Annotated in this window: 21 protein-coding genes and 5 tRNA genes; 16 read left to right on the top strand and 10 right to left on the bottom strand. The window is 59.4% G+C overall.

Annotation, left to right across the window (positions count from 1 at the left end):
• Positions 1-202 precede the first annotated feature (202 nt).
• The 4 genes from RLEG4DRAFT_RS18770 (at position 203) to RLEG4DRAFT_RS18755 (ending at position 4,471) form a co-directional block, all read left to right on the top strand.
• Positions 203-1,228, top strand: a complete 1,026-nt coding sequence (locus RLEG4DRAFT_RS18770) for an amino acid ABC transporter substrate-binding protein (protein WP_003579013.1) — start codon at positions 203-205, stop codon at positions 1,226-1,228.
• 98 nt (positions 1,229-1,326) lie between these two features.
• Positions 1,327-2,523 carry an amino acid ABC transporter permease gene (locus RLEG4DRAFT_RS18765; protein ID WP_003579012.1) on the top strand — a complete coding sequence of 399 codons (1,197 nt, stop codon included), beginning with the start codon at positions 1,327-1,329 and terminating at the stop codon, positions 2,521-2,523.
• 1 nt (position 2,524) lies between these two features.
• A complete protein-coding gene (locus RLEG4DRAFT_RS18760; protein WP_003579011.1) occupies positions 2,525-3,679 on the top strand; it encodes an amino acid ABC transporter permease in 1,155 nt (384 codons plus the stop codon).
• 18 nt (positions 3,680-3,697) lie between these two features.
• A complete protein-coding gene (locus RLEG4DRAFT_RS18755) occupies positions 3,698-4,471 on the top strand; it encodes an amino acid ABC transporter ATP-binding protein (protein WP_003579010.1) in 774 nt (257 codons plus the stop codon).
• A gap of 60 nt (positions 4,472-4,531) precedes the next feature.
• Here the strand turns inward: RLEG4DRAFT_RS18755 and RLEG4DRAFT_RS18750 are convergent, their stop codons facing one another.
• A complete protein-coding gene (locus RLEG4DRAFT_RS18750) occupies positions 4,532-5,194 on the bottom strand; it encodes a hypothetical protein (RefSeq protein ID WP_003579008.1) in 663 nt (220 codons plus the stop codon).
• A 502-nt stretch (positions 5,195-5,696) separates the two neighbouring features.
• Here RLEG4DRAFT_RS18750 and RLEG4DRAFT_RS18745 point away from each other — a divergent pair.
• Entirely contained in the window at positions 5,697-6,137 is a 441-nt protein-coding gene (locus RLEG4DRAFT_RS18745; protein ID WP_003579006.1) for a DUF3597 domain-containing protein, read from the top strand.
• Between the two features lie 169 nt (positions 6,138-6,306).
• Entirely contained in the window at positions 6,307-6,618 is a 312-nt protein-coding gene (locus RLEG4DRAFT_RS18740; RefSeq protein ID WP_003579004.1) for a hypothetical protein, read from the top strand.
• A gap of 149 nt (positions 6,619-6,767) precedes the next feature.
• Here the strand turns inward: RLEG4DRAFT_RS18740 and RLEG4DRAFT_RS18735 are convergent, their stop codons facing one another.
• Positions 6,768-7,163 (bottom strand): hypothetical protein, encoded by a 396-nt coding sequence (locus tag RLEG4DRAFT_RS18735; protein WP_003579001.1) that lies wholly within the window; start codon positions 7,161-7,163, stop codon positions 6,768-6,770.
• A 227-nt stretch (positions 7,164-7,390) separates the two neighbouring features.
• On the opposite strand from RLEG4DRAFT_RS18735, the gene RLEG4DRAFT_RS18730 reads away from it, so the two are divergent.
• Together RLEG4DRAFT_RS18730 and RLEG4DRAFT_RS18725 are read left to right on the top strand one after the other, a co-directional pair.
• Entirely contained in the window at positions 7,391-7,723 is a 333-nt protein-coding gene (locus RLEG4DRAFT_RS18730; protein ID WP_003578999.1) for a hypothetical protein, read from the top strand.
• Between the two features lie 939 nt (positions 7,724-8,662).
• Positions 8,663-10,735, top strand: a complete 2,073-nt coding sequence (locus RLEG4DRAFT_RS18725) for a choice-of-anchor Q domain-containing protein (RefSeq protein ID WP_003578998.1) — start codon at positions 8,663-8,665, stop codon at positions 10,733-10,735.
• A gap of 230 nt (positions 10,736-10,965) precedes the next feature.
• Here the strand turns inward: RLEG4DRAFT_RS18725 and RLEG4DRAFT_RS18720 are convergent, their stop codons facing one another.
• Positions 10,966-11,541, bottom strand: coding sequence for a hypothetical protein (locus RLEG4DRAFT_RS18720; RefSeq protein WP_003578995.1), 576 nt, complete (start codon positions 11,539-11,541; stop codon positions 10,966-10,968).
• A 193-nt stretch (positions 11,542-11,734) separates the two neighbouring features.
• Here RLEG4DRAFT_RS18720 and RLEG4DRAFT_RS18715 point away from each other — a divergent pair, with 193 nt between their 5' ends.
• On the top strand, positions 11,735-11,965 hold the full coding sequence (locus RLEG4DRAFT_RS18715; protein WP_003578994.1) for a hypothetical protein: 231 nt from the start codon (positions 11,735-11,737) through the stop codon (positions 11,963-11,965).
• Positions 11,966-12,077: 112 nt separating this feature from the next.
• Here the strand turns inward: RLEG4DRAFT_RS18715 and RLEG4DRAFT_RS18710 are convergent.
• Positions 12,078-12,154 (bottom strand) — tRNA-Pro (locus RLEG4DRAFT_RS18710).
• A 650-nt stretch (positions 12,155-12,804) separates the two neighbouring features.
• Between RLEG4DRAFT_RS18710 and RLEG4DRAFT_RS18705 the strand changes: the two genes are divergently transcribed.
• Positions 12,805-13,110, top strand: a complete 306-nt coding sequence (locus RLEG4DRAFT_RS18705) for an ETC complex I subunit (protein WP_003578990.1) — start codon at positions 12,805-12,807, stop codon at positions 13,108-13,110.
• A 58-nt stretch (positions 13,111-13,168) separates the two neighbouring features.
• A tRNA-Arg gene (locus RLEG4DRAFT_RS18700) sits at positions 13,169-13,245 on the top strand.
• A 69-nt stretch (positions 13,246-13,314) separates the two neighbouring features.
• Here RLEG4DRAFT_RS18700 and RLEG4DRAFT_RS18695 read toward each other — a convergent pair.
• Complete coding sequence (locus tag RLEG4DRAFT_RS18695) at positions 13,315-13,803, bottom strand: DUF192 domain-containing protein (RefSeq protein ID WP_003578989.1); 489 nt, start codon at positions 13,801-13,803, stop codon at positions 13,315-13,317.
• Between the two features lies 1 nt (position 13,804).
• Positions 13,805-14,383: a cold-shock protein gene (locus RLEG4DRAFT_RS18690; RefSeq protein ID WP_003573434.1), complete on the bottom strand. Its 579-nt coding sequence runs from the start codon at positions 14,381-14,383 to the stop codon at positions 13,805-13,807.
• Positions 14,384-14,577: 194 nt separating this feature from the next.
• Between RLEG4DRAFT_RS18690 and gloA the strand changes: the two genes are divergently transcribed.
• The 5 genes from gloA (at position 14,578) to RLEG4DRAFT_RS18665 (ending at position 16,921) form a co-directional block, all read left to right on the top strand.
• Complete coding sequence (gene gloA / locus RLEG4DRAFT_RS18685; protein WP_003578986.1) at positions 14,578-15,018, top strand: lactoylglutathione lyase; 441 nt, start codon at positions 14,578-14,580, stop codon at positions 15,016-15,018.
• Between the two features lie 163 nt (positions 15,019-15,181).
• A complete protein-coding gene (locus tag RLEG4DRAFT_RS18680) occupies positions 15,182-16,249 on the top strand; it encodes a D-Ala-D-Ala carboxypeptidase family metallohydrolase (protein WP_003578984.1) in 1,068 nt (355 codons plus the stop codon).
• Between the two features lie 198 nt (positions 16,250-16,447).
• Positions 16,448-16,522: transfer RNA gene (locus RLEG4DRAFT_RS18675), tRNA-Glu, on the top strand.
• Between the two features lie 73 nt (positions 16,523-16,595).
• A tRNA-Glu gene (locus RLEG4DRAFT_RS18670) sits at positions 16,596-16,670 on the top strand.
• 176 nt (positions 16,671-16,846) lie between these two features.
• A tRNA-Glu gene (locus RLEG4DRAFT_RS18665) sits at positions 16,847-16,921 on the top strand.
• 47 nt (positions 16,922-16,968) lie between these two features.
• Here the strand turns inward: RLEG4DRAFT_RS18665 and recJ are convergent.
• The 4 genes from recJ to RLEG4DRAFT_RS18645 form a co-directional block, all read right to left on the bottom strand.
• Positions 16,969-18,771, bottom strand: coding sequence for a single-stranded-DNA-specific exonuclease RecJ (gene recJ, locus RLEG4DRAFT_RS18660; protein WP_003578982.1), 1,803 nt, complete (start codon positions 18,769-18,771; stop codon positions 16,969-16,971).
• Positions 18,772-18,851: 80 nt separating this feature from the next.
• Positions 18,852-19,097: a hypothetical protein gene (locus tag RLEG4DRAFT_RS18655; protein WP_003578981.1), complete on the bottom strand. Its 246-nt coding sequence runs from the start codon at positions 19,095-19,097 to the stop codon at positions 18,852-18,854.
• Positions 19,098-19,260: 163 nt separating this feature from the next.
• On the bottom strand, positions 19,261-20,583 hold the full coding sequence (locus tag RLEG4DRAFT_RS18650; RefSeq protein WP_003578979.1) for a homoserine dehydrogenase: 1,323 nt from the start codon (positions 20,581-20,583) through the stop codon (positions 19,261-19,263).
• Positions 20,584-20,645: 62 nt separating this feature from the next.
• Positions 20,646-21,863 (bottom strand): LL-diaminopimelate aminotransferase, encoded by a 1,218-nt coding sequence (locus RLEG4DRAFT_RS18645; RefSeq protein WP_003578978.1) that lies wholly within the window; start codon positions 21,861-21,863, stop codon positions 20,646-20,648.
• Between the last annotated feature and the right edge of the window lie 209 nt (positions 21,864-22,072).

Raw genomic sequence — 22,072 nt, 5'->3', positions numbered from 1 at the left:
CAGCCGCCTTCGAATGCGGCGCAATCCACCAAAATTCTGAATTTTGCCGCAATTATTGATGGCGACACTTGACCATAGTGACATTTGAGACTGTGATAGACCCACTCGCGCCGGGAGGGTGTCGAGACACATGGGAGGCGGCAGGTTTTCGGCCGGAGCTCCCACAAGAAAATATAAGACAACGGAAAAGGTTGGGAAAAAAATGAAGAACAAGCTTCTGTCCGCCGCTCTCGGCGCAGCAGTTTTGGCACTTGGCGCTTCGGCCGCCTCGGCCACCACTCTCGGAGACGTCAAGGCGAAGGGTTTCGTGCAATGCGGCGTCAATACCGGCCTTCTGGGTTTCGCGCAGCCTGATGCTTCCGGCAATTGGGCCGGCTTCGACGTCGACTTCTGCAAGGCCGTCGCTTCCGCCGTCCTCGGCGATCCGACCAAAGTCAAATACACGCCGCTGTCGGCGAAGGATCGTTTCCCCGCACTGCAGTCCGGTGAAATCGACATCCTGTCGCGCAACACCACCTGGTCGATCAACCGCGATACCGCCCTCGGCTTCAACTTCCGCCCAGTCACCTATTATGACGGTCAGGGCTTCATGGTTCGCAAGGGCCTGAACGTGAAGTCGGCGCTGGAACTCTCGGGAGCCGCCATCTGCGTGCAGTCCGGCACGACCACCGAACTGAACCTCGCCGACTATTTCAAGGCGAACAATCTTCAGTACAATCCGGTGGTTTTCGAAAAGCTCGAAGAAGTCAACGCGGCCTATGATTCAGGCCGTTGCGACGTCTACACGACCGACCAGTCCGGCCTCTATTCGCTGCGTCTGACGCTGAAGAACCCCGACGAGCACATTGTTCTTCCGGAGATCATCTCCAAAGAGCCGCTCGGCCCGGCAGTCCGCCAGGGTGACGACCAGTGGTTCGACATCGTTTCCTGGACGGCCTACGCGCTTGTTAACGCCGAAGAATTCGGCATCACCCAGGCGAATGTCGACGAAATGAAGAACTCGCCGAACCCCGACATCAAGCGCTTCCTCGGCAGCGAGGCCGACACCAAGATCGGCACCGACCTCGGCCTGACCAACGACTGGGCCTATAACATCGTCAAGAATGTCGGCAATTACGGCGAAGTCTTCGAGCGCAATATCGGCCAGGGCAGCCCGCTGAAGATCGCACGCGGCCTGAACGCGCTCTGGAACAAGGGCGGCCTCCAGTACGCTCCGCCGGTTCGCTGATTTCGCGCACCGTTTGACAAGCCGGGAAAGGCGGTAAAACGCCTTTCCTCTTCCAAAAAGAAAAGCCCAAAAACGGGCTCACAGGGGATTGGCTCGGCATGACGCAACAGGCTTCTATACCTTTGCACGATACCGGCTGGAGTTGGCACTCGGCTATGTACGACCCGCGAATACGCGGGATTTTCTTCCAAATCCTAACCATTGTCGTGCTTGTCGTGGCGGTCACATGGATCGCGCACAACACGGCGGTCAACCTTGCCCGCAGCAATACCGCATCCGGTTTCGCCTTCCTGCGCGGACGCGCCGGTTTCGAGATCGGCCAGTCGCTGGTTGCCTATTCGAGCGATTCCACCTACGGACGCGCACTGCTCGTCGGCATTCTGAACACGATCCTGGTCGCCATCACCGGCATCATCACGGCAACGATCATCGGCTTCATCATCGGCATCGGCCGACTGTCACACAACTGGCTGATCGCCAAGCTCTGCACGGTCTATGTCGAAGTGTTCCGCAACATCCCGCCGCTGCTCGTCATCTTCTTCTGGTATTCCGGCGTTCTTGCCGTGCTGCCGCAGCCGCGTGAATCGCTGCACCTGCCGCTCAACATGTTCCTCAACAATCGCGGGCTCGCCTTCCCGAAACCGATCTTCGAGACCGGCATGTGGGCCGTCGGCATCGCGTTGCTGATCGGGATCGTCGCGGCGGTCGTCCTGGCGAAATGGGCACATAAGCGGCAGGCGGCCACGGGCAAGCAGTTCCATACGGTCTGGGCATCGATCGGCCTGATCATCGGGCTTCCGATCCTCGCCTTCCTGCTGAGCGGTCTGCCAATGTCATTCGACATGCCGGTCGCCGGCAAGTTCAACTTGACCGGCGGCAGCGTCGTCGGTCCGGAATTCATGTCGCTCTTCCTGGCGCTCTCCTTCTATACCGCCGCCTTCATCGCCGAAATCGTCCGCAGCGGCATTCGCGGCGTGGCGAAGGGGCAGTCGGAGGCGGCAGGCGCGCTTGGCCTGCATCCGTCGAGCATCACACGCCTCGTCGTGGTGCCGCAGGCCTTGCGCATCATCATTCCGCCACTGACAAGCCAGTATCTGAACCTGACCAAGAATTCCTCGCTGGCGATCGCCATCGGTTTCGCCGATTATTTCGCTGTCAGCGGCACGATCCTCAACCAGACCGGCCAGGCCGTCGAGATCATGTTCCTCGTGGTCATCGCCTATCTGCTTCTCAGCGTCGTGACCTCGGTCTTCATGAACTGGTTCAACGCCAAAATGGCCCTGGTGGAGCGATAAGATGTCGGTATCCAATCAATCCTTCGTCAGAACCGCCATGCTGGCACCGGAACCTGCCCCGCTTGGCCAAAGGGGCGCCATCGCCTGGGTCCGCAAGAACCTGCTTGCGACGCCCAAAGATATGGTAATGACGGTGCTTGCCCTTGCCCTTCTCGCATGGGTGCTGCCGCATATGATCAACTGGCTGTTCGTCCAAGCCGTCTGGAGCGGCCCGGACCGGACATTCTGCGCCACGACCGTGCAGGGTGGCATCCAGCCGGATGGCTGGAGCGGCGCCTGCTGGGCCTTCGTCAACGCCAAGATGGACCAGTTCGTCTATGGCCGCTATCCGCTCTCCGAGCGCTGGCGCCCGACCATCGTCGGCATCCTCTTCATCGCGCTGATGGTGCCGATGCTGATCCCCCGCGCCCCGCGCAAGGGGCTGAACGCGATCCTGCTGTTCATCGCACTGCCGCTTTTCTCCTTCTGGCTGCTCTGCGGCGGTTTCGGGCTCGAGCCTGTGGAGACATCGCTCTGGGGAGGCCTGATGGTGACGCTGGTTCTCTCCTTCGTCGGCATCGCCGTCTCGCTTCCCTTCGGCGTCATCCTGGCGCTCGGGCGGCGCTCGCATATGCCGATCATCCGCACCGTCTGCATCGGCTTCATCGAGGTCGTCCGCGGCATCCCGCTGATCGCCGTGCTGTTCATGGCAAGCGTCATGCTTCCGCTCTTCCTGCCCACCGGCTGGAATGTCGACAAACTGCTCAGGGCGCTGATCGGCGTTGCGATCTTCACCTCGGCCTATATGGCAGAAGTCATCCGCGGCGGCCTACAGGCGATCCCGAAGGGCCAGTTCGAGGGTGCCGATTCGCTCGGCCTCGGCTATTGGCAGAAGATGCGGCTGATCATCCTGCCGCAGGCGATCAAGCTTGTCATACCGAGCATCGTCAACACGTTCATCGGTACGTTCAAGGACACGTCGCTGGTCTCGATCATCGGCATGTTCGATCTGCTCGGGATTGTCCGCCTGAACTTCAGCGACGCCTATTGGGCCAGTGCGGTCACGCCGCTGACCGGCCTGATCTTCGCCGGCTTCGCCTTCTGGCTTTTCTGCTTCGGCATGTCGCGCTATTCAGCTTTTATTGAACGCCATCTCGATACCGGCCACAAACGATAAGAATGAGGGAAAATAGTCATGGCTGAAGCTCCAGCTAAAAAGCTCACCGTTTCCGCAACGGAAGTGGCGGTCGATATCGTCAACATGAATAAGTGGTACGGCGATTTCCACGTGCTGCGCGACATCAACCTCAAGGTCATGCGCGGCGAGCGCATCGTGATTGCCGGCCCGTCGGGTTCGGGCAAATCGACGATGATCCGCTGCATCAACCGCCTGGAAGAGCATCAGAAGGGCCGCATCATCGTCGACGGCACCGAACTGACGAACGACCTGAAAAAGATCGACGAGGTCAGGCGCGAAGTCGGCATGGTGTTCCAGCACTTCAACCTCTTCCCGCACCTGACGATCCTGGAAAACTGCACGCTGGCGCCGATCTGGGTGCGCAAAATGCCGAAGAAGCAGGCGGAAGAGGTCGCCATGCACTTCCTCAAGCGCGTCAAGATCCCCGAGCAGGCTAACAAATATCCGGGACAGCTCTCCGGCGGCCAGCAGCAGCGTGTGGCGATCGCCCGGTCGCTGTGCATGAACCCCAAGATCATGCTGTTCGACGAGCCCACCTCGGCCCTCGATCCTGAAATGATCAAGGAAGTGCTCGACACCATGGTCGGTCTTGCCGAGGAAGGCATGACCATGCTCTGCGTCACCCATGAAATGGGCTTTGCCCGCCAGGTCGCCAACCGCGTCATCTTCATGGACCAGGGCCAGATCGTCGAGCAGAATTCGCCGGCCGAATTCTTCGACAATCCGCAGCACGAACGCACCAAGCTGTTCCTCAGCCAGATCCTGCATTAAGCTTGGGAAGACTTTCCTAATGGACCCGCCGCGCCTTCCGGTTCGGCGGGTCTTTCACGTTCAGCGCGAAGCTGACGCCTGCAGCAGACTGCAGAGACCGGCAAGACCAGAATCAGAGCCGCCCGAAGCGGACCCGCCTGGAGAGGAGATATCCGCGCAACGGACAAGCATCTTGCGTTGCTCATTGACGGGCCTCGCCCGGAAATCCTGCAGGGTGCGGGCCTGCGATGCGCTGAGGGTACCCTGAGCAGCGGATCTGTTGCTGCCGCCTGCCCCGTCTCCCGCGCCGACCGCGAGATTGGCATCGATGCCGCTGCCGCGTCTGACCGAGGCCGTGGTGTCAGTATCAAGCCTATCAGAGCCGCCGATGCGTGCATTGAGATCAGAATCGGCGTCGCGCCCGCCGCCGAGCCTGGCATTGGCGTTTGCATCGAGACCATTGCCGCCGCCGGCCCCCACGTTGAGATCGGCATCAATGCTCCGGCCGCCGACATTGACGGTCGCATCGGCATTGACGCCGCTCGATCCGCCGACGGAAGCGTTGGCATCGGCGCTGACGCCACTGCCGCCGCCGAGCGATGCCCCGACATCGGCGCTTGCGGCATTGCCTGCATTTACCGATACGCCGACATCGATAGCCTGTGCATCGCTTGCCGGCATCGCAAGCAGGGCGCAGGTGGATGCAAGCACCACCAGCGATAGTCTATTGTGATTATGTGTCATGTTTTCCTCCGTTTCCATTCGCCGGGCGATTTGCCCGGCAATCGAAAATCGAGGAACGCGCGTGCCTTCGATCGTCTGGACGCCTGCAGCCTGCAGGACATCCATGGCAAGGCAACGTGAGGGGATGACGAATGTTTCAAAGCACGGCACGGCAAGTCGGCTGAGCGGCGTCCAATGTTCTTTCACGGTTATCGAAATGCGAATTGCCAGCCCGACTGTGCCGAAAGCGAACATATCTTCCCGCGACCAGTGCACCGGCGCAGTATTTCTGTCCGGCTGCGTCAGGAATCTTGAATGCCGGCAAGCAAAGCGCAGTTCTCGCGACGATTGGGTGGCGATGGATCCTTTCTCAGCCCTTTGCAGATCGCCAGAACCTTGCCTCAGCGCTGGATTTTCCATCACTGATTGAGATCGCCAAAAATAACTCCCCTCCGTCTGGATATATCAGCCAGGAAGTCCATGTTTCAGAATGTTCTCATCTAATGGAACTGGAGGTTCAAGAATGGGCATTTTCGACAAGATCAAACACGCCATTTTCGGAGAAGCGAAAGCAGCCGAACCGGGTGCATCAAGCGCGCCGAAGACGCAGCCCGCCCCGGCTCCCGCCTCGCCATCGGCAGCGCCCAGTCCCGCACCCGCGGCCGCTCCCGCTCAGGGCAAGCCGGCCACGGCACCGGCCGCAGCAAATGTCGATATCGTCCCGATCCTCGACGCGGCCGTGAAAAAGAGCGGCCAGAAACTCGATTGGCGCCACTCGATCGTGGACTTGATGAAAGCGGTCGGGATGGATGCGAGCATGGCCGAGCGCAAGGAACTTGCCGCTGAACTCGGCTATACCGGCGACACCGGTGATTCCGCAAAGATGAATATGTGGCTGCACAAGGCGCTGATGAAACGCCTTTCGGAAAATGGCGGCAAAGTACCGGCCGATCTCCTGGATTGATCGATGAGCGAAAGCTGCCGGCGCTTCGTGATAGAGGCTCATCTGTCATGGTGCGTCGGCAACCTAGGCACACGCCAGTCAGGCCATCAGTGCCCTTGCCCGCAGGCACTGGAACCAATAACGTTCCGCTCGATTACTTCGATAATCGATCACGGGAGAATTAAATCCAATGAGATTGATGGCAGTCGTTGGCGTTGCACTTGGCTTGGGCTGTATTTCGGCCGCGGAATCCCCTTCAAACTATCGCTCCTACAGCGGCATTCGGGTCGATACCGAGCCGGTCCTGCTGGCTCGATACGACAAAGCGCTCCGCTGGTGCGTGCCGGAGGCAGGTTCATGGCAACGCGGCTCACCGGATCCACGCAGCCTGCACTACAACACGGCGCTCAGAAGTTGCCTCTCCAGGCGCGGCTTCATTGACAGAGGCGTCTACGCCTACCCCATTCCCGAAGTTTACTTCGAGCATTTTCTGGATCGCTGAGAAGGGCCGAACGGCGCCGATCCGCTATAGAAGTTCGAAGGTCAAAACAGAAACCCCGCCGTGTTGGCGGGGCTTATTGCCTACACTTGCGCGCATGTCAGCGTGTTTCCTAGATCGGCCGCGGCCGAAGCTGCGGTAGACTGCGAAGCTTAACCGACCGTCGAAACCGCATGAACTTTCATGTCATCGCGAACTTCATAGAACTTGTCGCCGTCTATATAGATAAAATGGCAGCTTGGCTTTTCGCCTTTGCCGTGGGAGCAAGCTTTATCGCCCTTGAACGTGAGTTTGGTTTTTACGTCTATCATCTTGCCGCCGACATCGGCCTTACCGGTGATGGTCGCCTTTTTCCAGTTCCAGACCAGATCAGCGGTCACAGGCTTTTCCATATCAACAATCTCCACCTTCACATGCTTGCCGTCAGCAAATGCTTTGAACTCTTCCATCGTGACCTTCTTGGCGCCGGCCGGAAGGTCGACGGCATAGGTGTTGACAGCCGACAGCAAGAATGCCGCAGCTCCGACGCTCGAAAATATCGTTCTCATGTTTCCGCTCCCAGACGATTGATGGTCAGGTTACATCGCATCGGCCGAAACGAAATCCCGCCTATTGTGATTAGCGGCAGTATACCGGCAGGTCGAACCCGTCCAAAGCGCGGCAAACCAACCTTATGATCGACATCGCAACTCGCGCATGGTCTTTCCCGTGTCACACGAATCGAAATAAAACAGCCGACGCTGTTCATTTGGGTAATTAAGGGAATATTTTAATAATGCGCGCTCGTATTCTAACAGTAATGATTGCCATGGGACTGCTGACTGCCTGCGTGCCGACACGTCAGGACTACGATGCTTACGTCACACTGCTGCAAGGCAGCTCAAGAGCAAGAAATGAAGCAGTGAAGGAATGCGCGAAGGGGTTCGATGCAAACGGCCGCCGCGGCGCCGGCATTGTGACAAACGTTTCGGACAAGGACGCTCCGAGAGTTGCATGCGAGCGATTTGTTGCAGCCGTGGTTTCCGGCCGCCTTACCTATGAGGACGTTATCGACGTCAGACAGCACCGGTTTACTCCGAAGATCATCAAGATTTTCCAAGGCCGTTAAAATAGGATCGCTCGTTGGCTTGCGATCTCGTCGTTGCAAGCCGTCGGCAATCCGTTGGGCACGGGGTTGTCATTCATGCCTTAGGTGCGTTTCGCTCCCGTTGTCGGTCGTATCGAGAAACGGGCCTGGCAAAGCCGATGCTCCCGGAGTCGGCTGACATTTGTCGGATCGCATCACAGCGTCCGCTGCCATTGATCCCCCATCGGGACTGCCGGATGCAGAGCAAGGTCGAATTGGCGGCCATCACCGCTGCCATTCGACTTAAACAGTTGTCGTCCGTTTGCTGCGACTGGGACAACTCACAGGTCTGCGGCGACCGTCGATAGGCTTCTTTCCAACGCGGTCAGCAAAACGAGAGACCCTGCAAGACATCGGCACCACGCTCGGCAAGCAGGATTTCGACATGACACAGGCTCAGCGGAAACCGAAAGTATAGTCGCACCGCCGCCGGATGATCTCGGGGGAAAAGCGGTTCCGCTTGAGGCCCTGGGCAATAGGTTTGACCCGAATCGACGACGGTCATTCCCGCCCTTTTCCATCTCGATCGGTGCCAATCATAGGGCGAAACTGCCCAAAATTGTTAAATTCACAAAAAAAATGACTATTCCGCTTTGAGGGAAGGAATCCAGCCACGCCCGCCAGATTTCTCCAACGTTTTCAAAAGATGCATTTCGCTATAGTTGCAGAAAGAATAATTCGCGGTAGGCGAGACTTATATTTTGCCACATTTTGGGCGACTCGAAATTCACCAAATATTTCAAACCGTAACTTCGGATCGATTTGGATAATGTGGCAGCAATATGGCTATGTTTCTCAAGCACTTACTGTCTCGTTGCTGTTGCGCCCCCGAAAACGCCGCCCTATAACCTGCCGCCGTAACCCCTGATTAACTAAAAATAGTAATCGGCAAAGACAACGCTAAGGTTGAGGAACAAGACAATGACGACATACTACGTAGCGACGACTGGCAGCGGCGGTGGTAACGGCAGTGCCTCCTCCCCATTTCGCACGATCAGCGACGCGATGGCGTCGGACCTTAAGCCCGGCGACGAGGTTGTAGTGCGCGCTGGCACCTATAACGAGTCGGTGAACATGTACAAGGATGGTTCCGCCGCCGGCTACATTACCTTGCGCTCAGAGGTACCGGGTGGAGCGGTGATCCACTCAGCATCGGGCGGCGCAAATGGTATCAACATCACTGCCAACTATGTAGCGGTCGAGGGCTTCGAGGTCTACGGGAGCGATTCGCACGGCATCGTTGGTGATGGCGTCCACCATGTGAAGATCGAAAATAACGTTTCCCACGACAACGGTGCGTCCGGCATTGCCTTCGCCGGATCTGACTTCATCACGATCGAAGGGAACGAGACTTACAAAAATGCGAGTGCCGGCTGGTTTTCAGGCATCTCTCTCTACCAGAACCGGAATATCACCGGGGCGCCGGACGATGGCGGCTTCCGCAACATCATCCGGAACAACATCTCGCACGACAACGTCACGAAGTCGGGTGCGCACACCGATGGCAACGGCATCATCATCGACGATTTCCAGAGCACGCAGACGAGCGGTCATCCGAACTACACGTTTAAGACCCTGGTCGACAACAACCTCGTCTATGAGAACGGCAGCAAAGGCATCCAGGTGACCTGGAGCGACTCCGTCACGGTGAAAAACAACACCGCATACCACAACAATCAGGACCTGCTGAACGACGGCACCTGGCGCGGCGAACTCAGCAACGCGCAGTCGAGCAACAACACCTGGATCAACAACATCGCCGTTGCCGACCCGTCGGTGAACAAGAACAACACCGCGGTCGATAACACGTCGTACGGCGGCTATACCAACGCCAACGTCGTCTGGGCCAACAACAACACCTACAACGGCACGGCCGGCCAGGCCTCGGTCAATACCGACGGCGGCAACGCTATGCCGAGCACGGCGAACGGCAACAAGCTCGGCATCGACCCGCATTTCGCGGGGGCAGCGAGCGACAACTTCCACCTCGCCTCCGGCTCGGCAGCGATCGACGGCGGAACCGCCAAGTACGGCGTCGGCTCGGTCGACCTGGACGGCCACGCTCGCGTCGTTGGAACTGTCGATATGGGTGCCTACGAATCGGGCTCCAGTGCGACACCGGGAACACCAACCACGCCGACGCAACCGACAACCCCAACCACACCGACGAATCCGACAACCCCAACCACACCGACGAATCCGACAACGCCAACCACGCCGACGCAACCGACAACGCCAACGGCGCCGACAAAGGAATTCATCGGCACCAACGGTAATGACATCCTGCCGCACACCGGTCAGTCCAACGGCGGCAACGAAACCTTCAAGGGTCTCGGCGGTAGTGACGTGTTGAAGGGCGGGGCCGGCGCGGACGTGCTCGACGGCGGTACTGGCAATGACACGGCCAGCTATGAGGGCTCCGACGCGGTCAACGTCAACTTGGCGACTAAGGTCGCATCGGGCGGCCAGGCGACCGGTGACAAGATCGCCGGCATCGAAAACTTGACCGGCTCAAGCTACAACGACGTACTGACCGGCGGCAATAACGGCGGCAACGTTCTCACTGGCGGGGCCGGCGCGGACAAGCTGGACGGCGGCGCCGGCAATGATGTCCTCATTGGTGGTGCCGGAAAGGACATTATGACCGGTGGCACCGGCGAGGATACGTTTATCTTGAAGGCACCGACGGAAACCGGGTCCGGCTTGAACCGCGACGTCATCACCGACTTCCAGCACGGCGTCGATAAGATCGACATCTCGGCGATCGATGCGAATGGCTCTGCGGCGGGCAATGGAACCTTCCATTTCCAGGCACAGGAGAATGCCTTGTTCGATCACAAGGCTGGCGCGCTCGCTTGGCACTATGACGACAACGCCGGAACCGCGAACGATGTTACCGTTATTCAGGCCGACACGAACGGCGACGGCATTCATGACTTCGAGATTCAGCTGAAGGGCCTCGTCCACCTGGGGGCAGGCGATTTTCTCCTGTAATGATAGCCGTTGTGGCGGTCGTCCGATCGCCACAACACGCAGGCCGCAAAAATCGGCTACTTCGGCGCGTGGATGAGGGAGCCCCCATCCGCGCGCTACGATGTTTCGACGGGCGTCAGCCGGCCTTCGGACCGTCTTTGCGTAAACCGATAGTTTGTCAGAACGACTCACCTGCCGCCCGTCAGGCGTATCGACGATCGTAGCGCCAATAAAATCAACTCCGACAAATTTCAGGCTGACAGGTCGGCAAGAACCTTCAGAATATGATCGCGGATTGCGGTGGCCGTTTTTTCCGCTGGCGCGGAAGTGACGTCGAGGACCAATGTGTTTGGGTGGCATGGATCGAAAACCCGCGCCCTGCGGCTGCGATTTCTCGAGGCTGCCACGTCGGTGGATTTTAACTTTTCGCGTCGCTCGGGGTTCGAAACCCGGTGAGCCAGCTCCTCTTCATCACACAGCAATCGCACCGGCACCAGAACGGCGTCGCAGGCTTCAGCAGCACTGGCGATCTGTTGAAAGGTACGAAGGCTCCGCTCATCACCCTCGATACCGGCATGGGTGAAAATGAAATTGGCGGACGGCACGTAAGCGGTGATTGCATCAAGGACGGTTTGCCGAACCCGACCCGTGAACTCCCATATTCCCTTTGGAAGCGACGCGGTTCCATCCTCATCCAGCAGACGCAGGATTGGGTTGTTGATAGAGTGGTTGTCGACAATTTTTGCCGAAACCAATGCGCTCAACTCTTTCGCGATGGTCAACTTTCCGACGCCAGGGAAGCCTATGAGCACGATTCGGAAACCCATGTTTCGCGACACCTATTGTCATGGACAGCAATCTCGCCTGAGAAATTAGCCATACATCCGCCCTCCATCGGATCGGACGGTTCGTGGCCCGCAGGGTCGCTTCCATCCTATTGAAGTGAATGGGATTTCACCAGCGTTTCTGGTCGACGGGCCGAGGCCGAAAGCTCATCCTATCCTCGCACGGATCAGGCCGTTGCCGCGGCTGGAATACCGGCGGCTCAGTACCGGCATAAACCACATCGAAGCTCTGCTCGACTTGCCGGCGCTGAAGGAAGTGAGAGTTCTCGACAACGAGATTTACGATCAAGTCACAACTGCCGGCACGCCCGCCAGGCATATTTTCGATACACTGAAGGATCGCGGGGCAAGTGTGTGGGTGCATTGGATGTCCGTCACGGAACCCACGCCGCCCGCTTTCGAATGATCAAGATCCAAAACATGGGGACCGGGTGCGGGTCCGAGATCAAGCCGCAGAGACACGACAATATACGGCATACCAAACGGCCATTCTGCCTGGTGTGTGAGGCTCAATTGAATGGTCGGAGTGGAGAGATTCGAACTCCCGACCCTCTGGTCCCAAACCAGATGCGCTACCAGACTGCGCTACACTCCGTGCCGTGGGCGGGGAGATACACGGTTCACTTCGCCGTCGCAACCCATAAATCCAGCCCTGGGAGCAGATTCCCGCCTGATATTTGGATGAATAGAGAAAATTCGTGATGGGCTGCCATTTTGTACCTGCCGGCGTAACTGGGCGTCAGGAGAAGGCTGCCTTAGCCGCGTTCGAGCAGGCCGATATATTGGGCATAGCTGATGGCAACGTAAAAGAAAGCCGTAATGACAGCCCCTATCACGATGGCATTGAACTCCGCCGAACGTCTCATCATGAGTGCAAATCCACTAAAATTGACTGAGCCGTAAATAGTGCCGAGGGCCTGCCGCGGCAATCAGGTTGTTATCACAACATTAGACAGACGGTAATATCGCGCAACCGGCCGGACCCCGTGGGCTTCAGCGGCGGCTGGACACGGAGAGGATTCCGCTGCCGGCCTGTCGCCGATATCCATTTTCGGCAGCATTACCTTATTGTCGGGATGCGATCGGCGGCGGCGCACAGTGCCTTTTTTCTTGAAATACCAAGGATTCGCGGATAAGCAAAACTCATCTCTTTGCGCTGTCTTTAGCGATGAAGCAAAGGCCCCGGCAACGGGATTGAGACCATGAAAGGCGGGCGCTGCCCGCATAGTCGGAGACGCCGCAGTCATGTCTGCCAAGATCTATCGTCCAGCCAAGACCGCCATGCAGTCCGGCAAGGCCAAGACCCATCTCTGGGTGCTTGAATTCGACCAGGAGTCGCCGCGCAAAATCGATCCGATAATGGGCTACACCTCTTCCGGCGATACGCGCCAGCAGGTGAAACTCACTTTCGAAAGCCAGGAACTGGCCGAAGCCTACGCCCAGCGCAACGGCATCGAATACCGCGTCATCGCGCCGAAGGACCCGGTTCGCCAGGTTGTCGCCTATCCGGATAATTTCCGCTATACCCGTACACAGCCCTGGACGCATTGAGATTTCTCGTCCAGAACTGCCGCATCCGGTCGCGCTCCCTGAAACGCGACCGCCGGACGGCCCCTTAGCTCAGCTGGATAGAGCACCTGCCTTCTAAGCAGGTTGTCGCAGGTTCGATTCCTGCAGGGGTCGCCATCTTTCAACTGATATTCTTGGAACGTTGACAGCCGCATCACGGCCCGCATTGTCGGGCGTGCGCGCCCGTCACTTCGCCTTCTTCGTTGTCGTGGCGCTGACGATCCTGTCGCCCGGTTTGATTCCGAGTTTGGCGGCGATGCCGGCGTTGAGTTCGACGACGTATTTCACTGGGCTCATCGAATCGATGATGTCGCGCGAATAAGGCACTGCCTTTTCCTTGATGTGGCGGATCGTGCCGGTGTCGTCGGCAAACAGCATGTCGAGCGGCAGGATGGTGTTTTCCATCCACATGGTGACCCGCCGCGGTACGTCGAAATCGAAGATCATGCCGGCATCATCGGCCATTGTTTTCCGAAACATCAGCCCGTAGGCGCGCTGATCGGGTGTCGAGGCGATCTCGACGGTGAAATGCAGCACCTTGCCCGCCGCGGTCTGGATGAGCAGCGGTTCCTTGTCGAAGCGCACCTGCTCATCGGCCAGAGCCGGCAGGGCGACCATGAAAAAAAGCGCCAGGATGGCGCTTCTGATCACATGAAACAGGACTGGGCCGCGCATATCAATGAGACCGGCTGGCCGGGCTCGGAATGTCGGGATGGATTTCCGCGGCCATCAGGCCCTTCTCGCCGTCGCCGAAGCGGACGAGCACCACCTGGCCGGGGCGCAGTTCCGTCAGGCCGAAGCGGCGGAGCGTTTCCATATGCACGAAGATGTCTTCCGTGCCCTCGCCGCGCGTCAGGAAGCCGAAGCCCTTGGTTCGATTGAACCATTTGACCAGCGCCCGCTCAAGGCCGCTCGTCGCGGTGACCTGCACATGGGTGCGCACGGGCGGTAGCTGCGACGGATGAACCGCAGTCGACTGATCCATCGAAAGGATCTTGAAAGCCTGGTAGCCGCGCTCGCGGCGCTGGATGAGGGCGACGATGCGCGTTCCCTCGAGGATGGTCTGGTAACCGTCGCGGCGCAGGCAGGTGACGTGCAGGAGAACATCCTGCATGCCATTGTCGGGCACGATGAAGCCGAAACCCTTTGCGACGTCGAACCACTTGACGACGCCGGTGATTTCAACAAGATCGACCGCCTCTGCCGATAGCTCGTCAAGGTCGGAGTATTCGTTCGATGAAATCCTATCAGCCATTTCGCCAGCCCCTCGAATACGCGTCACACTGTTACGGTTAACTGATTCTTGAAATCAAGATTAACATCTTGGTAACGGATAAGCGCAAGTCCTAGTTTTCGGTTATTCCCAACTGCACATTTTCCAAAGATGACTTGCCCGAAGCTGACCTCAGCTCGCCGAAAAAGACCAGCCCCAATAAAGGAGTAGATAGAATGCGTTATCTCCATACAATGGTTCGGGTCAAAGACCTCGACACCTCCCTCGCTTTTTACACCACCCTGTTCGGGCTGGAGGAGATTCGCCGCCACGAAAACGAGAAGGGACGCTTCACCCTGGTTTTCCTGGCCGCCCGCGACGATCTCGACCGTGCGCGCAGCGAAAAGGCGCCCTGCCTCGAGCTTACCTACAACTGGGATACGGAAGATTATAGCGGAGGGCGCAATTTCGGCCACCTCGCCTATGAGGTGGACGATATTTACGCAACCTGCCAGAATCTGATGGACAACGGCATCACCATCAACCGGCCGCCGCGCGACGGGAACATGGCCTTCGTGCGCTCGCCCGACGGCATCTCGATCGAAATCCTGCAGAAGGGCAGCCCGCTGGCCGCCGCCGAACCCTGGGCCTCGATGGGCAATACCGGCGCCTGGTAAGGCTTTTTTCCGCAAGGCTTTTGCGAGGCTTGCGGCTTTTGCGAATTCGGGTCTGGCCGGCGCCTTGGTGCTTGCCGCAATCCGGCCCCGCAGGCAATCTGCCGGTGACTCGAAGCGGAAGATGGCGGTTCGGCCATTTTCCGCATCAACCGGAGACTGTCGCTTGTCTAACATTGAGATGCGGATGCCCCTGACGGGCGCTTTGCTGATCGCCACTTCGGTGCTGGCGCTGTCCGGCTGCGCGTCGGACAAGACGGCGCTCGATTCCGCCGCGGCTGTCCCGGCGACGCAAGCCGCAGTACCCCAGATTGCCGCGGCAGCGCCTGCAAGCCCTGCCCCACGCTCGATGTACTCGGATCCTCGCCTCGTCAACGTCTCCGGCGCCCAGGCCGCGCCCCAGGCGGTTGCACAGAATCCGAACGCGCCTGCCCCACCGGCCGATCCTGCAACGGCAGCGCCGGCCAATATCGGAGGACTCGTGCTGCAGTCGACCCGGATCAACGCGCAGGCGATGAGCATCTTTTCCGACCACCAGCCGGCGCCGCAGAACAACAGCACGTCGACGGTCATCCAGCCGCAGGCCTATGCACCGGTCCAAGGTGCAGCACCCGCGAGAAGCAGCGTCTATAGCCAGCAACCTGCATCAGGACAGCCGGCGGAGCCGGTGCTGCCGCAGCAATCCTCGCAGAATGGCAGCCCACAGCTCGCGCCCGTCCAAACGGCCTCATTGGCGACAGACGGCAATCCGGCCCCGACGATGAATGCGCTCTACAGCGCACCGAAGCAGAACCTGCTCGGCAGTCTCTCCGGCCTGCTGCACAAGGCTGCCCTGCCCGGCATGACGCGCATCGCGCCGAACGGGCTGCATGTCCAGAACGACAAGGTCGAGGTCGGCTGCTTCAAGCCCGACCTCTTGAACGTGATCAAGACGGTCGAAAGCCATTTCGGCCGGCCTGTTATCGTCACCTCAGGCTATCGCGACGAAGAGCATAACCGCCTGGTCGGCGGCGCAGACGAATCGATGCACAAAAGCTGCGAGGCGGCCGACATCCAGATCGACGGCGTGACGAAATGGGATATCGCCGCCTATATCCGCTCTCTACCGAACCGCGGCGGCGTCGGCACCTATTGCCACACAGATTCGGTTCATCTCGACACAGGCAAAAGTCGCGACTGGAACTGGGGCTGCGGCGGCAAACGCGCGCCCATGGCGACTGCAAGAGCGATCTGACGGCCGCGCGCATTGCGCATGACGTTACGGCAGCGCCGCCTCGTCTTGTTAAAGAAACAACCGGCAGCCTATTGATTCAGCTTTCATAATCAGCTCTTCGAACGCATTCGGATTTCTTGTCATTTTTTTGAAAGAAAACCGAAATTGCCGCTTGCGGGATTCAAAACGCCTGACTATAAGGGCGCCACTACGAAGGAAGCGCCCTTCGTCTATCGGTTAGGACACCAGATTTTCATTCTGGGAAGAGGGGTTCGACTCCCCTAGGGCGTGCCACTTTCTCTCCATACAGAAGCCATCGCATCCGCTTGCATAAGCCGGTGCACGCTCCTATTTTACTGAATTGCCTGCGCCCTTCGTCTATCGGTTAGGACGACAGATTCTCATTCTGTAAAGAGGGGTTCGACTCCCCTAGGGCGTACCAGTCTGGTTGTGCAATCCGACGGAGCCATCCTAACGTCGATCTTTCCTAGGCTTCGCCTTCCCGCGGCGGCGCAGTTTTCCACAACAGAAAAAAATCAGCGAAAACCATGATTTTTTCACGCCTTCGCGCTTGCGGCTTTCGAAGGTGCTGACTATAAGGGCGCCACCACGAAGGAAGCGCCCTTCGTCTATCGGTTAGGACACCAGATTTTCATTCTGGGAAGAGGGGTTCGACTCCCCTAGGGCGTGCCACTTCTTCTCTCTAAATTCCATTTCTTTCAAATGCTTGCGCGACAGCCCTATTTCGCCGGTGCTGCGTCGCAGAGGCGCAACTGGATGCGGCGCGCACCTTGGTAATGTTCGGCACTGAGCGAGCCCGCGACGTGGAGGCTGGCGCCGCGCGAGTTGAGCAGCAGGTTGCCGAGCGCCGTATCGGCGGCGCGGAAGGCGATGCCGTCGAGCCGCGATCCATCCATTGCCTCCATCGTCACCTTCACATGTTTCTCGCCGACGAGGCGCGCGTCGCGCAGCCGGTGCGCCGGCACGGCGAAGAGCGGCTGAGCGTGGCCGGAGCCATAGGGACCGGCCGCCTCCAGACGGTCGATGAGTTCGAGCGTGGCGCCGCTGGCGCCGATCGCCCCGTCGATCTTCAAGGTCTCGTTGGCGACGAGGTTCGCCACCGTCTTTGCCGACTTCTCGGTGAAGAAGGTTCTCAGCCTGCCGAGATCGGCGCGCTCGACCGTCAGGCCCGCGGCCATGGCGTGGCCGCCGCCCTTGACGAGCAGCCCCTCGTCAACCGCAGCCCGCACCATCCGGCCCATGTCGAAGCCGTTGATCGAGCGGCCCGAGCCGGTGCCGCGGCCGGAGGGATCGAAGGCGATCGCGAAGGCCGGCCGTTTGAACTTCTCCTTCAGCCGCGCCGCAATCAGCCCGACGATGCCCGGATGCCATTTCTCATGGGCGGTGACGATGACGGAGGCGCCCTCACCGTCGCCATATTCGGCGAGCGCCTCCGCTTCCGCCTCCTGCAGCATGACGGCCTCCATGGCCTGGCGCTCGCGGTTGAGTTCGTCGAGTCGCTGGGCGATCAATTCCGCCTCGCCGGCATCATCGAGCGTCAGCAGGCGGCTTCCGAGGGCGGCGTCGCCGATCCGCCCGCCGGCATTGATGCGCGGCCCGATCAGGAAGCCGAAATGATAGGGTGTCACCGGGCCGGCAAGGCCGGCCTTGCGGAAAAGTGCCGCAAGCCCGGCATTGCTCTGATGCCTGGCGGCGACCAGCCCCTTGACCACATAGGCGCGGTTCAGGCCCTTCAGCGGCACGACATCGCAGACCGTCGCCAGTGCGACGATATCCAGCCATTGCAAGAGATCGATCGCCAGGATGCGCTTGTTGCCGGTAGCCCGCAGCAGCCTGAGTGTGGCGACCAGCACCATGAAGACCACGCCGGCGGCGCAAAGATGCCCCTGCCCCGAGAGATCGTCCTCGCGGTTCGGGTTGACGAGCGCGTGGCAGGGCGGCAGCTCATGTGTCACCTGGTGGTGATCGATGACGACAATATCGATATTGCGCGCGGCAGCCGCCGCCAGCGACTCGTGACTGGTGGAGCCGCAATCGACGGTGACGATCAGCTGGGCGCCATTGTCGATCAACTGGTTGATCGCCGCCGGATTGGGGCCGTAACCTTCGAAGACGCGGTCGGGAATATAGATGTTCGCCCTGACGCCGAAGTGGCTGAGGAAACGGAACATCAGCGCCGATGAGGCGGCGCCGTCGACATCATAGTCGCCGAAGATCGCGACGTTCTCGCCGCGCTCGATGGCGCTCACCAGACGGGTCGCGGCCTTTTCGCAATCGGTCAGCTTATGCGGATCGGGCATCAGGCCGCGGATGGTCGGATCGAGGAATTCGATCGCATCGTCCACCGCCACGCCGCGCCCGGCCAGCACGCGGGCGATCAGATCCGGCAGGCCGTGGGTCTGCGACATGGCGAGCGCCCGGTTCTGGCCGGCCTGGTCGAGCCGCGCGACCCAGCGATTGTCGAGCGCGGATTTCTCCACGCCGAGAAAGGCTCGCTGTACCGGATCGACGAGATCTGCCATGCCACACTCCGCTTACTTCATCTGCTCTTTTTACAGGAGCAGCGGAGATAACATAGCGGCGGATTTGCAGACACGGATTTTTACCAGAACACGGCCCAGATGATCATGGCGATGCCGGCCAGCTGCACCAGCAGGAACGAAAACAGCGTCAGGAGAATAGCCCAGTTGCGGCCTTCGGTGTGCTCATCACCATCAGTCTCGTCAGGGACCTGTTCACGAATCTCACGATAGGTCGGCTTGAGAATTGCCCCAAGCATCTCAGGACGTTCCGGCGGCACCTCGCTTGGGCGGCCATACCCCTTATCGGCGTGGCTGTCCTTGCTCATGAAATTCTCCACGCCGACGACTCACCATCTGTGGTTTTATTTATATCAATATTTCGGTATTTGTTAATATAGACTTCCGTTAGGGAAGGCTGAAAAAATCACAGAAAAACCGCCCTGTGGAGGCAGGGCGGTTCAAACGGTTCCACATAAACGGGAAAAGGGTTCAGCCGTCTTTCGGCCGCTCGATGCGGATCACCTGCGGCTCGCCGAAGAGATAACCTTCGGACTTGATCGAGGCGACGGCCTTGCGGACCGACTCTTCCATCGTCGCGTGAGTGACGAGAATGATCGTCTGGTGGTGCGACGGCGCCAGATGCTGTTGGGAGCGCTGAACGATCGATTCCAGCGAGATGTTGTTTTCGGCCATACGGGTTGCGACGCTGGCAAAGACGCCGGTGCGGTCGAGCACGGTCAGGCGGATGAAATAGCCGCCCTCATGGCTCTGCATCCGCGCCTTGCGGTAGGGCTCCAGCGCCTTGGCGGGGTGGCCGAGCACCGGCACACGCTGGGCGCCCGGCTGGCTTTTGGCGATATCGGCGATATCGCCAAGCACGGATGAGGCCGTGGCATTGCCGCCGGCGCCGGGGCCGACCATCAGCAGTTCGCCGAGCACGTCGGATTCGATCGCCACCGCATTGGTGACGCCGTCGACCTGGGCGATGACCGAATCCACCGGTACCATGGTCGGGTGCACGCGCTGCTCGATGCCGGTATCGGTGCGCTGGGCAACGCCCAAGAGCTTGATGCGATAACCGAGCTCGGCGGCAGCGTGGATATCCTCGATCGAGATATTGGTGATGCCTTCGAGATAAATGTCGTCGGCCGCGATTTTATTGCCGAAGGCAAGCGTCGTCAGGATGGAAAGCTTGTGCGCGGTATCGTTGCCCTCGATATCGAAGGCGGGATCGGCCTCGGCATAACCCAGCCGCTGCGCTTCCTTCAGGCACTCCGCAAAGGAAAGCCCCTCCTTTTCCATCTTGGTCAGGATGTAATTGCAGGTGCCGTTCATGATGCCATAGATGCGCGAGACGGCATTGCCAGTCAGCGATTCGCGCAGCGCCTTGATGACGGGGATGCCGCCGGCGACCGCGGCTTCGAAGTTTAGAAGCGCGCCCTTCTCCTCGGCGATCGTTGCAAGCTCAACGCCGTGATAGGCAAGCAGCGCCTTGTTGGCTGTCACCACATGGAGACCACGCCGGAGTGCGGCACGGACGGAGGTGTTGGCAGCCCCTTCGGCGCCGCCCATCAGCTCGACGAAGACGTCGATATCGCCCTTTTCGGCAAGATCCTCCGGCCGATCGAACCAGGTGACAGCGGAAAGATCGATGCCGCGGTCCCTTGCCTTGTCACGCGCGGAAACCGCCGTGATGGTGATCGGACGCCCGCAGGTGACGGCAAGCTCGTTGCTCTTCTGCTGAATGATGCGGACTAGCGAGGCGCCAACGGTGCCCAAGCCCGCAATGCCGATTTTGAGGGCATCTGCCATGGATCGATCCTGAAATATCTGTGTGGGGGCAGCCGCGGGACGCGGCTGCCTTTAAAGTTGGATTAGCGGTGCGCGTTCAGCGAAATGACGTTATGCATCGTCTCGTCCGCCGTCGACATGAACTTCTTGATGTTGCGCGCAGCCTGGCGGATGCGGTGTTCATTCTCGACGAGCGCCAGACGCACGTAGTCGTCGCCCATCTCGCCGAAGCCGATGCCCGGGGCAACGGCGACGTCAGCCTTCTCGACCAGCAGCTTGGAAAACTCAAGCGAACCAAGATGACGGAATTTTTCCGGGATCTTCGCCCAGGCGAACATGGTGGCAGCCGGCGGCGGCACGTCGAAGCCGGCCTTGCCGAAGCTTTCGACCATGACGTCGCGGCGACGTTTATAGACGTTGCGAACTTCCGCAATGTCGGAACCATCGCCGTTCAGCGCATGCGTCGCCGCCACCTGGATCGGCGTGAAGGCGCCATAATCGAGGTAGGACTTGACGCGGGTGAGCGCAGCGATCAGCCGCTCGTTGCCGACGGCAAAACCCATGCGCCAGCCGGGCATGGAGAAGGTCTTCGACATCGAGGTGAACTCGACGCAGATGTCCATGGCGCCCGGCACCTCGAGAACCGAAGGCGGTGGAACGTCGTCGAAATAAATCTCCGAATAGGCAAGGTCGGAGAGCACGATGATGTCGTGCTTCTTGGCGAAGGCAATGACGTCTTTGTAGAAATCGAGCGTCGCGACAAAGGCCGTCGGGTTCGAGGGATAGTTGAGGATCAGCGCCAAGGGCTTCGGGATCGAATGCCGGACCGCACGCTCAAGCGGCGGGAAGAAGGTCTCGTCCGGCTCCACCGACATCGAGCGGATCACGCCGCCCGCCATCAGGAAGCCGAAGGCGTGGATCGGATAGGTCGGGTTCGGGCAGAGGATGACGTCGCCGGGCGCGGTAATCGCCTGCGCCATATTGGCGAAGCCTTCCTTGGAACCCAAGGTGGCGACCACCTGCGTATCCGGGTTGAGCTTGACGCCGAAACGGCGGGCATAATAGGCCGCCTGGGCGCGGCGCAGCCCCGGAATGCCCTTGGAGGAGGAATAACGGTGCGTGCGCGGGTCCTGCACGACCTCGCAGAGCTTATCGACGATCGACTGGGGGGTGGGAAGGTCAGGGTTTCCCATGCCGAGATCGATGATATCGGCCCCGCCCGCTCGCGCGCTTGCTTTCAAACGGTTGACCTGTTCGAAAACATAAGGCGGCAAACGCCGGACTTTGTGAAACTCTTCCATTTCATTCCCCATGGAAAGGCGGCATTTCGGGCCGCAGTCGAAGTTCGTTCCGTCTCCCGGCGGCTGCGACACGAACTTCAGAATCGCAACGCCGTATTCATCAGACCTAAGCCACGCGGCAAATCTTTGACGGAAAGGCCGCGTAACGCGCATTATCGGGAAAATCGTATCTTCCGATCCATCCGGAAGGCTTTGCGTCCAAATTGCCT

Source organism: Rhizobium leguminosarum bv. trifolii WSM2297, from assembly GCF_000271845.1.
This window is presented reverse-complemented; position numbering and strand designations above follow the sequence as displayed.